A 15,541-nucleotide genomic window follows, 5' to 3' on the forward strand; every position below is an offset into this window, starting at 1 on the left:
AAATTGGTTTATATAAAAAAATAAATGATGAAGAAATTATTATATATGTCGATGCTGACAGGATTGTTCTTAGTAACATTTTCCTGTGGTGACGATTTCCTTCAAAAAAATCCTCAGGGTGCGTTAAGTATCAATGTGCTTGCCAACTCAGCAGGGGTTGAAGGATTACTTATTGGTGCTTATTCCCTTTTAGACGGTTGGGAAGGTGGCTGGTCCACAGCTGGTGGAGCTCCCTGGAACAGTGCTGCCTCTAATTGGGTTTATGGAGATGTTTACTCAGACGATGCCTATAAAGGAACGGAGGCTGGTGATCAACCTGCACTTGAACTTATAGAAAGTTACAACGTCGACGCCGCGAATCCATATCTTATCGGTAGATGGGCTAGGCTATTTGATGGTATTGCAAGAGCTAATGATGTTCTTAGAGTAGTACCACAAGCTGATGATATACCGGCAGATGAAAAGGCGATCATAGTAGCTGAAGCAAAGTTTCTAAGAGCTCACTACCATTTTGAAGTTCAGAGACTTTGGGATAATATTCCATATATAACTGATGACTTGGAAGATACCAGAGTGACAAACGACGGACCAAAGTGGGACGAAATAGAAGCTGATTTCCAGGCTGCTGTTGCTGATCTTCCTGTAGAGCCTAGAAATGGCCAAGTCGGAAGAGCCAACAAAATGGTTGCTACTGCATACCTTGGTAAAGTTCAACTTTATCAGCAAAAATATGGTGATGCACTTAACAACTTTAATACCGTGATCAATAGTGGAAGGTATGCTTTACATGAAAATTTCCATACTAACTTCAGACTTGCGGGTAATAATGGAATTGAATCCATATTCCAAATTCAGGCAAGTGTGAATGATGGTTCAGGTGGTCAAAATGGTAACATGGGAGACCAACTCAACCATCTTCAAGGAGGACCTGGTGGCGGATGTTGTGGATTCCACCAGCCTTCCCAGAACTTGGTCAATCGATACAAAACTGAAGACGGTTTGCCTACAGAAGATTTCAACGCAACTGATTTGAAAAATGACGATGGTGTCTTAGCAGGTGAACCATTTGAACCTACTACGGAGCCTATCGATCCAAGACTGGATTACACCGTTGGTCGAAGAGGTATTCCTTACCTTGACTGGGGTGTTCATCCTGGTGCAGCTTGGGTAAGAAATCAAGCCTATGCAGGTCCTTACAGTCAAATCAAAAAAATGTATTACCAATCAGAGCAAGGTACAGGTTCTGATACTCAGGCTGGATGGCATGGAGCTGGTCTTACGGCTTTAAATCACAATATTATAAGATATGCTGATGTATTGCTGATGGCTGCAGAATGTGAAGTAGAAGTGGGAAGCGTAGATCAAGCTATTGAGTATGTAAATATGATCAGAAGAAGAGCTGCTAATGAAAGCACATGGGTAAAAGATGCAGATGGAAACAATGCAGCCAACTACCAAATATCTGAATATCCATCAGGTTTGTCTCAAGCTGATGCAAGAGATGCTGTACGAATTGAGAGAAGATTGGAATTAGCGATGGAAGGCCACAGATTTTTTGATCTGAAGAGATGGGGAGTTGCAGAAAGTACGATCAATACGTATTTGGACGAAGCAAAAACCAAAAGAACGTATTTAACCAATGCAGTTTTCCAACCTAAAAATATTAGAATGCCTATTCCTCAACAGGCTATAGATCAATCTAATGACGATGCGGGTATGCCTACTTTGACGCAGAATCCAGGATTCTAATAGATCTTTAAATACATAATAAAAAAGAGACATTTCGAACGATTTGTCTCTTTTTTGTTTTCAACTTATTTTTGTACTTATGAAGATCTTAAATTTTTCTTTCATTCTTTTGTTAATCTTTATTTGTGGTTGTAATCATTCGGAGGATGGATACAGATTTAACATTGTAGAGGCTAAGAAGTCAGGTATTGAATTTAACAATTTAATTGAAGAGACCAATCAGCAAAATATCATCATACATAACTATTTGTACAATGGAGCCGGCGTAGGAATTGGCGACTTTAATCAAGATGGTCTTGAGGATGTTTTTTTTGCAGGAAATATAGTCGACAACAAATTATACCTCAATAAGGGTGATCTGAAATTTCAGGACATTACTGCAGAGGCTAGAGTCAGTGCTTCCGGACAATGGTGCTCAGGGGTAAATGTAGTAGATCTCAACGGTGATGACTTGCTGGATATATATGTCACTACCACCTATCACGATAACGATAGTCTAAGAGCCAATATACTATTCATCAACCAAGGATTAAACAGTGAAGGTATACCAATATTTGAAAATAAAGCTGCCTCATACGGACTGGATGTGAAAGATTACTCGACCCATAGCCTCGCCTTCGACTATGATAAAGATGGAGACCTGGACATATATATCCTCAATAATAAATTGGATATTCCCAAAACCAGCGGATTACAGCGTAAAAACCGATCAGGAGATTCCCCTTCTAACGATCGTCTGATGAGAAATGACAACGGAGTATTTACAGATGTAACCAAGGAGGCCAATATACTAGATTTTGGTTTCGGATTAGGTATAGCCCTTTTGGATGTCAATGAAGATGGCTGGCAAGACCTTTATATTTCTAATGACTTTGTGACGAATGACCTTTTATACGTCAATCAAGGGGATGGCACTTTCGAAAATCAGGTAGGTAAATATTTACAGCACCAAAGTTATTCGTCGATGGGCAATGATATTGCCGATATCAACAATGACGGCTTGGATGACATTTTCACTCTGGACATGCTTCCACGTGAAGACGCAAGAATGAAGAGAATGTTTGGAGGAGTCAATCACTACTTCTACGACATCATGTTAAACAAAGACTATGAACTGGAGTACGCAAGAAATGTGTTCCAGATCAATAGAGGTGCCGGCCACTTTTCCGACATTGGAATGATTACAGGCTTGTACAATACGGATTGGTCATGGAGTGTATTAATGCAAGATTTGACCAATGACGGCCTCAAAGATATTTTTATTTCGAATGGATTTCCACGTGACATTACAGACCTGGATTTCAGTGATTACCATTCGGGAATCAATGTCATGTTTTCGGTAACGGAGAAGCTCTTAAATATTATTCCCAGTGTTAAAATTTCAAATGTGTTCGTTGAAAATCAGGGTGACTTAAAGTTTGAAGATGTTTCCGCTAAGTGGACCGACACCCTACCCTCTTATTCTAATGGTGCTGCTTATGCAGATCTGGATAATGATGGTGACCTGGACATCATCACTTCGAATATCAACGATTATGCTTTTCTATATGAAAACACCTCTGAACCCACCCAAAATTTCATACAAATCGAATTACATGAAAATTTAGACAATATTGAAAAAGTCGGTACTAAGGTATATTTATATCATGATGACGCAGTCCAGTATCAGATTTATCAACCTAATCGAGGTTACTGTTCGACTTCTCAAAGTGCTTTGCATTTTGGTCTGGGTAGTTCCAGGCCTGATTCGATAAAAATAGTGTGGCCTGACGGCGCTATTCAATTGGAAAGTGAGGTGAAGCTTAATCAAAAGGATACCATCAATTATATACCTAACCGAATCCGATCTTCACAGAGTTATAATGATCAAATGTTCGTCAGTGCAGATTTAGCTCTGATTGATAGTATAGCTCACACAGAAAGAAGGTTTTATGATTTTGATATCCAAGGATTAATACAATCCCTTGAATCTGAGGGAGGACCCGCTATAGCCGTTGGCGATATAAACGGTGATTTAATCGATGATATCGTCATAGGTGGGAACAGAGATATCGCAACTAAAATTGGTATGCAAGATAACGATGGCAAGATTGGTTTTCAGGATCTAGATGTTCCCACTACGGATATCTCGGGAATTCTAATCTTGGATATCGATAACGATTCGGACAACGATCTCTTTCTGACACTAGGCTCTTCCGAGGTTAATGATTACACCGTATATTCAAATCGACTGTACATAAATGACGGAAGAGGTAATCTCAAGCTAAGGAAAGAATCCTTAAAGGTCGACCCCTCGGAAGGCTCTTCGATGTGCTCTGCGGCAGACTTTGACAAGGACGGAGACCTGGATATATTCGTAGGAGGACACTCCATTTCTGCAAAATTTCCCCTGGCCTCCTCACCGCAAATGTTAATAAATGAAGCCGGATCATTCACCAACCAAGTAGACAGCTACCTGCAATTTAAGCCAGAACACCACTTGATTTCATCGTCCGTTTGGACTGATGTCAACAACGATGGCTGGCCGGACTTGATTACTGTAGGAAAATGGATGCCGATTCACCTGTTTGTGAACAACAATGGAAAATCATTTACTAAGGTGATCCTTCCCAATTCATCAGGGCTTTGGAACAGTATTACCGGAGCTGATTTAGATATGGATGGTGATATCGATTATATATTAGGAAATCAGGGACTGAATACCAAACTTCGATTAGACAGCCTGCATCCCATTAAAATGTATGCAAAGGATTTTGATGGAAATGAGAGTCTGGATATCATCACCAGTCACTATGTTGATGGAAAATATAAACCATATAACTTAAGAAATGATCTGACCAAACAGGTTAAGAGTCTAAGTAAAGTATTCCAAACCTATAATTCCTATTCAGAGGCCAGCACCGATCAGATTCTGGAAGCATTGGATACCTCAGGCATGCTAACTTACGAGGTCCATCATTTGGAGAGTATGATTTTATGGAATGAAGGAGATCATCAATTCAAGATGACAAATCTTCCATATTCTGTGCAGTTCAGTTGTGTTCACGGCATCGCTACCATGGATATGAATGCAGATGGAATGACCGATATCATTACCGTAGGAAACGATTATGGCACAGAGGTCTTATCTGGTAGAACAGATGCGGGAATTGGCTCTGTGCTCCTGAACCAAGGGAATAAGACTTTTCTAGACGCTCCGGCATCATCGACCAACTTTTATGCTCCTGGAAATACGAGAGGTATAGCTCAGTTTAAAAGAAATGATACTGATTTACCATATTATATCATTGCCCGAAATAATGACAAGTTCCTTTTGTATTCAAGTGACGTTACGCTGTCTTCAGTGTTACTTCCAAACGATGTTTTTAGGGTCAAACAGATTGATATAACCGGGGATGTGAAAATTAGTGAATATTACTACGGCGAAGGGTATAGCACGCAAAACAGCAAACACTTTTTCTTTGACAAAGAAAAGGTGGCAGAGCTTTATACCATCAATTTTCTGGGAGAAGAGGTGAAAATTTTTCCTAATGAGAACATTTAGTGTAGTTGTCTGTGTCGTGCTCTTGCTCTCATGCAATAAGAAATCTGAGCCTTTTGGATTTCTGAACGCTAATAAGACCGGTATTTCTTTCAATAATCAAATCCCGGATTCTGACATCATCAATATTTTATCCTATGAGTACATCTACAATGGTGGTGGCGTAGGTGCAGGAGACTTTAATAATGACGGACTACAAGACTTATTTTTTACAGGCAATTTGGTAGACAATGCACTGTATCTCAACAAAGGGAATCTGAAATTTGAGGATGTCTCTAAACAAAGTATGGTAGGCGCTTCAGGCAAATGGTGTACCGGCGTAAGTATAGTCGATATCAATCACGATGGATGGATGGATATCTATGTTAGTGTGACCTCGTTTAATACCAACGAACGTCCCGATAATTTACTCTTTATAAATCAAGGTTTAAATGATCAAGGGATTCCTACTTTTAATGAACAAGCAAAGACATACGGAATCGAAAGCGGAAAGCACAGTATTCATGCGGCATTTTTCGATTATGATCTGGATGGAGACCTCGACCTCTATGTCCTAAACAACGTTCTGGACCTGGTCAGTCCTACGGATTATCGCACGAAACAAGTCGATGGCAATGCGCCTAATAACGATCAGCTGTTTCGAAATGATGGAGACAATCAGTTTACGGATGTCAGTAAGGAAGCAGGAATCGTTATCGAAGGTTATGGCTTAGGATTGGCCATTTCGGATTTCAACAATGATGGCTTTCCAGACCTCTATGTAGCCAATGATTACATCACCAATGATTTGCTTTTCATCAATCAGGGAGATGGCACTTTTAAAAATGAAATCGCAGAAAGGCTTTCTAAGCAAAGCAAGTTTTCGATGGGTGTCAATACTGCAGATCTGGACAATGATGGAGACCAGGAAATTTACGTCCTGGACATGTTGGCTTTGAACAATGAACGATTGAAGAAATTGAATTCAAGCAGTCAATACAATAATGTTTTGAATAATAAAAAATTTGACTATCAAGAGCAGAATGTCAGAAACATGCTCCAGGGTAATTTGGGTGATGGTACTTTTACTGAAGTGGCCTATCAAGCAGGCGTTTTCGCAACAGACTGGTCATGGTCACCGCTTATGGAAGATTTTGATAACGATGGAGACATTGACATTTACGTCACCAACGGCTTTCCAAAGGATATTACGGACCTTGATTTCATAAATTATAAGGCCAACCGAAATATGTCTTTAAATCGAGCGGACATTTTAAATGAGATACCAATCGTCAGGATCCCGAACGTGTATTTCGAGAATCAAGGCCAGATGAATTTTGAAGAAAAGACTGCCGCCATGAACTTAGATAATCCATCCTTCTCTAATGGCGCTATCGCAGTGGACCTGGATCAAGACGGTGATTTGGACATTGTTACGAATAATATAAATCAACAAGCCTTCATCATCGAAAACAACACGTCTGTGCCTGCTAAATTGACCATTCGGTTTGATAAGTCCGCGTTGATCGGTACCAAGGTTTATGCCTACAAAGAAGATCAGGTCAGTTTTAAAGAATTCTTTCCACATACTTCTTATATGAGTTCAAGTCCTTATGAACTTCTATTTACGCAAACCTCAGATTTTGACAGCATTAAGATTATTTATCCAAATTTAAAATCTGAGACCTTAAAGGGTAATCAAATTCCCACAGAGATTACCCTCAACGACATGAAGGGAGAACCATTTGCCTATCCTTCTTCGGAATTGATCAATGATCTGCAGATAGATACCATCGGCCGACTGACACCCATTAATTTCGACGCTAATCTGCAGACTACCATTTTGACCGATTATACCCATAATTTTCCTAAGATAGTGAATGAGGATATGATCATTACCGGAGAGGGTTTACATATAGGAGGTAGTCTTATTCAAGATGTAACGGCGGCAGCAAAGATTTCCGATCATTTATGGTTGCTTTCTAAAGGAGCATATCATCGTAGTGACTCGCTTGGGTCATTGCAATTAATTGAAAGATCCGGGAAACCCGTAGATTCGGCCTTTGATCAAATCATAGGCAACTATTCTGTTCTCACCTCTTGTGATTATGATCTTGATAACGATAATGATCTTTTTCTGGGTGGTAGTTACAAGTATGGTCAATATCCCCTACATTATGATAATATGATTGCTGTTAATCATGGTGAGAATGGCTGGGAGTTTAAAAAATTAAGCTACGATTTTGCACCGCAAGATGCAGCATGGGCTGATTTGGATGGAGATGGATACAAGGATTTACTGCTTACAGGCCATTGGCAGGGTCTTGCCGTATTTGCAAACAACAAGGGTGAGCTGATATCTCAACCAAAATTGAATTATGCCGGAACCTCGGATGGACTGTTTTTTACCATTGCTGTTTCTGATTACAACGATGATGGCATCGATGATGTAGTTTTAGGAAATATAGGGACCAATACTAATTTTCAAACGGGGCCTATTAAAATGATTGCTGAGGATTTTGATCAAAACGGCACTATAGACCCTCTTGTATTTTTTAATTATAATCGACAAGGCACATTGGTTCCTCTCGATCTAAAAGATGAGTTAATCAGCCAGGTACCCCGTTTTAAGAAGGATTATACCGACTATTCCAGATATACCAAAGTAACAATAGATACTTTTTTAAATGAAGAATCCAGGATTTACAATTCGGACCATACCCACAGCCTTTATCTGACATCAAGTGAACAAGGACATCGCATCGACACCTTTCCTAATCAGATCGATAGGGCTCCGGTTTTAGTAGCCTCATTCCTCAGCGATACCTTGTTTATGGGAGGTAACATTTCATACGGCAGGGAATTTTGGGGAAGTTTTAATGGGTCTACTGGGTCCTGGTTGAAATGGGATACAGATCATTGGCTTGACATCAGTTCTTCTTTCCCCAGGATCAAAGGTGATATTAGATCTATCTTTTACTCTGAAGGGACACTTCTCATCGGTAAAGACGAAAATCAAATTGTAACTGTAAGATGAAGCTACATCTTTTTGTGATGGTGATCTTCGTTTTTCTTTCCTGCACAAAAGAAAGGCCAAATCCAAATCAATCCGCAATTGATAGGTTGAAGAATTTGTATCAAAACACAAAAACAGATGCCAACCATCCGTATCAAAATGAATTAAAAGCAGATTTACTAGCTGAACAATTGCATGATTTGCCATCCAATATCCCTGTACAGTTAAGGTATGAAACCGCTTATGAATACCTAAAAGCAGGAGAAAACGAGAAAGCTATAGATGTCATTAAAGATATCATTATAACGGATATTACGAATAGAAATTACGAATATTTTAGGTTAGGTGCCTTGGCCTATCTGAGAAAGGCTGAGCAAGAAAACTGTTTTCATCAATCTGGAAAAAATGCATGTACTTTGCCTTTCACAGAATCCACGATCCATACTAATAAACGGTCTGGTCAGCGATCGGTAGAGCTTCTTCTTCAAATGTTGAAATTCAAACCCAATGATGTTGAATCAAAGTGGCTATTGAATATTGCAGCCAGAGCCATTGGATCAGTAGAAATGATACCTCAGGAACACTATATCAATTTGAATCTTAGCGAAAACTCTGAAATTGAATTTGTGAATACATTTCAGGATGCAAGCATGGGTCATGCAGGCGGCTCTTCTATGGAGGATTTCGACAATGATGGGGACCTTGATTTGTTTGTCACCTCCTATCATCTTAACGATAACGTAAGATACTATGTCAATGAAAATGGGACGTTTAAGGATCATACGAAAAAGGCTTTTCTCAATGGTATCACCGGAGGATTGAATCTGATTCACGGTGATGTCAATGGCGATGGCTTTCAGGATATACTTATCCTAAGAGGTGGGTGGCTTGAATCATTTGGAAACCTCCCTCCATCCCTTCTCATCAATCAAGGTGACCATACTTTCATAGATCGAACTGAGGAATGGGGCATATTGGTTTACCAACCCACTCAAACCGCTGCCTTTAGCGATTTTAATAACGATGGCCAACTTGATTTGATCCTGGGATCGGAGCGGAAATCCGTCAGGCTTTATGAAAATACAGGTGCCCATTTCAGACAGGTGGAACAGTCAGGGATAAATTGCAAAGGATTTGTAAAAGGCATCAGTGTGGGCGATGTAAATAATGATGGCCTTTCTGACATTTACATCTCAGTTTTAGGAGATGAAAATCAACTGTATCTTAATAAGGATAACTTTCAATTTGAAGACAAAACAGAAATCTTTGGCGTTGCTTCACCGATCAACAGCTTTGTGACCTGGTTCTTTGATTACAATAACGATGGTTGGGAAGATTTATTTGTGGGAGGCTACAATATTGATAATAAAAGAAGGATGATCGATGAGTCCATTAAGGACTTTATGGGCGATACGGTCGCTTTCTCACATCCCAGGTTATATAGAAATGAAGGCGGGAGTAAATTTACAGATGTAACAAATGAAGTAGGGCTTAATAAAGAACTTTTTGCCATGGGTGGCAATTACGGTGATGTAAATAATGACGGTTACCTGGATATTTACCTTGGAACAGGTGAGTTCAATATGTGGGCTATCATGCCTAACAGACTTTTTATCAACCAAAACGGTGAATACTTTACTGATGAAACCTTTAACTCAGGATTAGGAATGATCCAGAAAGGTCATGGCATCTCTTTTGGAGATTTTGACAATGACGGCGATCAGGATATTTTTCATACCATTGGAGGTGCTGTTCAGGGAGATGTGTTCATGAACTACCTATATGAAAATAAGAGTACTCCCAGAAATTGGATCACACTAAGTGGATTATTGCCCGGTAGCAGAGTATCCGTATATACGCCTGGATTTAGCGTACAGAGAACGGTGAGTACTGGAGGAAGTTTTGGCAACAATTCTTTGTGGCTTGAAATTGGCCTGGGAACAGCAACAAAAATTGATTCCATAAACATATCAGATTGTACCTTTGTTGACCTTCAAGTGAACAGCAAGTATAAAGTGAATAAACAAATTTGTGAGATTGAGAAACTGCAATAGCTTATTTTTCTTAGTGATGGTTCTTGTCATCTCGTGTGAGAAAGAAGCTAAGCTGGATTCGTGGAAGCTAAATTTGCCTATAATCGGATCTAATTCTTCACCGAAATGTGTGGATTTGAATCAGGATGGGGTGCTTGACATCGTCCTGGGTGCTGGCAGAAATGAATTTCAGGATTGTCGCATGGGCGTAATAGCTGTCAATGGAGCGTCTGGAGATACGCTATGGACAGCACCATCAACTGATCAAATGTATGGAAGCCCTATTTTCCAGGATATTAATGGTGATGAAACTCCAGATGTCATTATTTCAGGTAGAGATTTAAACCTTTATGCCCTTGATGGAAACAATGGTCATCGGATCTGGAAGTATGAGAAGGCTAGTGACGAGTACAGTCCGGAAGGGCTGGCCCGGTTTAATTTCTATAATCCCATTTTCATTGATGATCAGAACAATGACGATTTACAAGATATCTTAATTCTAAACAGTGGAAACGTCAATGCGGCGCCATATGACAGCCTTAATCGTTATCCTGGAGTGCTGTTGGTTCTGAATTCTTATAATGGAAATATTCTTCATCTGGATACCATGCCAGATGGCAAGGAGTCCTACATGTCTCCTGTCCTATACGATTTTGATCATGATGGAAACCAGACACTTATTTTTGGAACGGGAGGTGAGACGATTTCAGGTAATCTGTTCAGAGTTGAACTGGATGACTTTTTGGAATCAGGCTTGCAGTCAGCCAAATTGCTTAGAAGCTATAATAATCAGCATGGCTTTATTGCGCCGCCATTGATTGCTGATTTCAACAACGACGGTTACAAGGATCTCTTAGCGATCAATCATGGAGGGTCAATCTGTTTATTTGACGGCCAAAATGATCTGGCATTAAGCTGGGAAAAAAATCTGGAAGGAGTAGAATTGAATGCTCAAGCCACCGTGGGTTACTTCAACAGCGACGAAAATCTGGATATTTTTATTTCTGGTGCTTTAGGACAATGGCCCAGGAACACAGGGTCAAAACAGTACTTCCTGGATGGTAAAACCGGTGAAATCGACAAAACTTACGAAATTGGATGTAGTGGATTTTCATCTCCTTTGTCAATGAATATAGACGAAGATCCTCAAGATGAGGCGCTGCTATACATCAACGATTTTGATTGCCGTCGTTATAATACTACCTATAATCTGGTCTCTCTTTATATTTTTGATCTGGATACTATTTCCATATTTGCTGAGACTTCCGGATTTGGTAAAAATATTAGCTCAACCCCATGGATTGGCGATCTTGATGGGGATAATAACTTAGACTTGGTTAGTATCATTGCGGAAAATACAAGAATATTCCACGAGTTTTTAGGTTTTAATGTAATTCGAAATGAGTATCATTACAATCCTAATGATAAAATTAAATGGTCTTCATATATGGAGGAAAACAACAGGTGTATTTATGAAGACTAGTTTCTTGCTTTTATTTACATTGATATTTGCTAACCCTATTTATGGTCAGATAGAGTATGAAGAAGCAAAACAAGTCCTGGAAAAGGCATTCAATGTTCAAATCCATTGCCCTAAGAAATTTCAACCCAGCCAAGTAGCATTATTGGAAAATGTTTCTGATCATTCTTTAGAAGAAAATATGGATGCATTGCTCAATAACACTACACTTGTTTTTTTCAAGTATAATGAAGGTCACATCATTATCGGACCCGAAAATATAATAGAGGGAGAAATCAAAGAAGTTAGTGTAAAAGCTGAAAATGAGCTCCTTCGCGAGAATGAACCTCAATTTGAATCCTATGCTGTAGGTGATCCACAAAACATTGTAAAAGTAGGTGAACATGAGATCAAACTCTACATCTATGATGACAACCTCAAGGATGGTTTGATCGGTGTTACGGCTATAGTTCAAGAAAGTGATCAGGCCTCCATCACCGACGAGATAGGAATAGTAGAGCTTTCGCTCGGGACTGGTAATTATTTGATTGACATCAATTACTTAGGTTATTTATCGAAAACCATTCAACTCAATGTTTTCGGACCAGGAAGAGTCGAAATAGCTTTGTCTAAAGAAGCAGTCACCCTGGAAGAAGTCACTATCAGTGCCAGCGCTGGTCAAAATAGTATTACGAGAGAAGAAATAGGATTGGAAGCTTTAAGTGCAAGAGAAATCAAACGAGTTCCTGCTCTTATGGGCGAGGCAGATGTGATTAAGTCTCTTTTATTACTTCCGGGAGTTTCGACGGTAGGTGAAGGTTCCAGTGGCATTAATATCAGGGGAGGATCAGTGGATCAGAATCTTATTTTACAAGATGGCATTCCATTGTTCAATGCTTCTCATGTACTTGGGCTTTTCTCGCTTTTTAATCCCGATGTTGTACAGTCGATAGAGCTTTATAAAGGCAGTCTGCCAGCAAGGTTTGGTGGAAGAGTGGCCTCGGTGATGGACGTAGAGTTAAAAGAAGGTGACTTTACCAGATGGAAGGGAACAGGAGGTCTAGGGCTCATTTCTTCTAGACTTACTTTCGAAGGGCCGATCATTCCCGAGAAAGTATCACTCCTGTTGGGTGGGAGATTCTCGTTTTCTGATTATATATTTTCCAGCATAAGAGTTGCTGAAATAAGAGAAAGCAGGGCAAATTTTTATGATGGTAATGCAAAATTGACCTTCAGATTAGGTTCCAAAGGTAAATTGAAACTTTCAGCCTATAATTCGTACGACAGGTTCAAATTTGATGACAATTTTGATTTTAATTGGAGAACCACGGCTGGAAGCGCCAATTTTAACTACGTATTTAATCCTGGGACCTCACTTATAGTGAAAAGTTCATATTCCAATTATTTGAGCGAATTAATTGATCCAACAGTGGGGTCAAGTTTCAGTTATTCTAATGGTATAAGCAATTTCAAGCTGAAACCATATTTACAATTGAATGATTTCTTGACTCTTAATGCATTTGCAGGATTGGAGATCAATCACTATAACATTGCTTCTGGAAGTATAGCACCTTTAACCGATGAATCCTCTCAAACAGAATTTGATTTGGATCCTCAAAAAGGACTTGAAGTTGCTGCTTTCATTGACCTTACCAAAAATTTAAGCGATTATATCAGTTTGACAGCTGGATTGCGTTACAGCCAGTTTCGAAATCTTGGACCCGGAGAAATCAAAATATATGAAGAGGGAGAAGAAAGGATACGAGAGAATGTTCAGGATATTAAAACTGTAGGTAATAATAAGGTCCTCAAGTTTTTTGATGCATTTGAACCCCGAACTTCGTTGAAGGTAATCACCTCTCCTATAAGTTCCCTTAAAATGAGTTTCAATATCACCAATCAATACATCAGTCAGCTCTTCAATACAACATCGGTCACTCCAGTAGACTTATGGTATGCTAGTAATACTTACGTTGACCCTATTCGAGCTTTCAATTATTCATTAGGATACTTTCTTAGTCTAGATGAAAACAAATGGGAAAATTCTCTGGAAGTCTTTTATCGAGATATTAAAAATACCATCGAGTACAAAGATATAGCAGAACTCTTTCTCAATCCATTTGTCGAGACAGAACTTTTGAATGCCATAGGAAGGGCTTACGGCGTTGAATTTTCCATTAAGAAAAATATCGGCCGAATTACGGGTCGCTTGTCCTATACTTATTCCCGCACAGAATCAAAAACTCAAGGCATATTCCCGCGAGAAAGAATCAATAACAACAATTGGTTTCCATCGAATTATGATCGCCCACATGATTTAAGTCTGATCTCGACCCTTCAAATCACTCAAAGAAGTTATGCTTCCGTAAATTTTGTATATAGCAGTGGAAGGCCTGTCTCAGCCCCAACCGGTAATATTTCTGTCGGAAATGTCAGAAACATACCCGTATATGGTTCCAGAAATAATTTTAGAATTCCTGATTATCACAGAATGGATTTTTCATACACTGTGGAACAGTCTCATAAAAAAGATCAAAAGTGGCGCAGCAGTTGGACTTTCTCTGTTTACAATCTATATGGACGTCGAAATGCATTCTCCGTATTTTTTACACAAAAGCCCTTCCAAAGTCCGGTTGCTAATCGTTTAAGTATTTTAGCCAGACCCATACCATCCCTAACTTATAATTTTAACTTTTAAGATGAATCAAAATTACATATTCTTCATCTTTGTCTTATTATGGTTTGCTTCATGTATAGATCAGATACCTGTTAATGTCAAAGAGGATGATTCAGAATATCTTATTGTACAAGCTGCACTTAAAGACAATGAAGATCAGCAGATCGTAAATATTACCAGCAATTCACCCGATGCCACAGATTTTCAAGCTAATTTTCCAGTCAATGATGCATTAGTATATGTCCTTAAAGATAATTCTCAAAGATTTGACTTTAGAAATGTAGATGACAGAGGAAACTATGGTCAGACACTTTCTTTAAATACAGGATCATTTTATCAGCTCGTCATTGAATACAAAGGCGTTCGATATGAATCTACCCATGAAGAATTATTGGAGCCTGTTCCCGTTGGTGAACTCAAAACTAGGGTAACGAATGAATTGGTCAATAATGCTGCCGGTAATGTGGTAGAACGTGAAGTCATAAATGTTTTGACCGATATCAACTTACCCGTCGATGAAGAAATTTACCTTAGATATCGTATTGATGGTACATACGAATACAGGGAGATAGGTACACCGTCCAATCTTAATCCGGTCACCTGCTATGTCGATGAAATCATCGACTTGAATAATCTCGCCATCATATCCAATACAGGTTTGGAAGGTGGAAATATTCAAAATAAGTTGATCCTGACTAGAGCTCCTGATTACCGATATTCTTATAATTACTGTATGCATATTAGTCAGGATCGAATCTCAAAAGAGGCATATGAATTTTGGCGTCTAGTGGAAAATGAATTTAACCGGACTGGGGATATTTTCGAAGCACCTCCCGGAATTATTAGAGGTAATATCAATGAAACAGGACCTTCAGACATAGGGTGCATTGGCGTTTTTTCTGTAGCGGCAGTGAGTACCAAAGATTTTCACATTCTTCCCAGTGCAGTGAATAATCCAAGACCCCGTTGCCAACCTTTCCCCGCTCCACCGCCTACATGCACCAACTGCCTTTTACTTCCAAAGAGTACTTTAACAAAACCGGAATGCTTCTAAGAAATTTGATATTAGTCTCTTTTATTTTACTGA

At 39.2% G+C, this 15,541-nt stretch carries 7 protein-coding genes; all 7 read left to right on the plus strand.

Going from position 1 to position 15,541, the window contains the following annotated elements; translation table 11 throughout:
• Positions 1 to 27 precede the first annotated feature (27 nt).
• The 7 genes from L2567_RS01095 to L2567_RS01125 all read left to right on the plus strand — a co-directional run bounded on the left by L2567_RS01095 (position 28) and on the right by L2567_RS01125 (position 15,508).
• On the plus strand, positions 28 to 1,749 hold the full coding sequence (locus tag L2567_RS01095; protein WP_235295836.1) for a RagB/SusD family nutrient uptake outer membrane protein: 1,722 nt from the start codon (positions 28 to 30) through the stop codon (positions 1,747 to 1,749).
• A 79-nt stretch (positions 1,750 to 1,828) separates the two neighbouring features.
• Complete coding sequence (locus L2567_RS01100; RefSeq protein WP_235295837.1) at positions 1,829 to 5,293, plus strand: VCBS repeat-containing protein; 3,465 nt, start codon at positions 1,829 to 1,831, stop codon at positions 5,291 to 5,293.
• Positions 5,280 to 8,306, plus strand: coding sequence for a VCBS repeat-containing protein (locus tag L2567_RS01105; protein ID WP_235295838.1), 3,027 nt, complete (start codon positions 5,280 to 5,282; stop codon positions 8,304 to 8,306). Before L2567_RS01100 ends, L2567_RS01105 begins: the two co-directional genes overlap by 14 nt.
• Complete coding sequence (locus L2567_RS01110; protein ID WP_235295839.1) at positions 8,303 to 10,339, plus strand: CRTAC1 family protein; 2,037 nt, start codon at positions 8,303 to 8,305, stop codon at positions 10,337 to 10,339. The genes L2567_RS01105 and L2567_RS01110 overlap by 4 nt, the downstream gene beginning before the upstream one ends.
• Positions 10,323 to 11,801, plus strand: a complete 1,479-nt coding sequence (locus L2567_RS01115) for an FG-GAP repeat domain-containing protein (RefSeq protein WP_235295840.1) — start codon at positions 10,323 to 10,325, stop codon at positions 11,799 to 11,801. Before L2567_RS01110 ends, L2567_RS01115 begins: the two co-directional genes overlap by 17 nt.
• The gene (locus L2567_RS01120; protein WP_235295841.1) at positions 11,791 to 14,475 is read left to right on the plus strand and encodes a TonB-dependent receptor; all 2,685 of its coding nucleotides are present in this window, start codon (positions 11,791 to 11,793) and stop codon (positions 14,473 to 14,475) included. The genes L2567_RS01115 and L2567_RS01120 overlap by 11 nt, the downstream gene beginning before the upstream one ends.
• A 1-nt stretch (position 14,476) precedes the next feature.
• Positions 14,477 to 15,508, plus strand: coding sequence for a DUF4249 family protein (locus L2567_RS01125; RefSeq protein WP_235295842.1), 1,032 nt, complete (start codon positions 14,477 to 14,479; stop codon positions 15,506 to 15,508).
• The last annotated feature ends 33 nt before the right edge of the window (positions 15,509 to 15,541 follow it).

Origin of the sequence: Portibacter marinus, assembly GCF_021533195.1 — a bacterium.
GTDB classification, from domain to species: domain Bacteria; phylum Bacteroidota; class Bacteroidia; order Chitinophagales; family Saprospiraceae; genus Portibacter; species Portibacter marinus.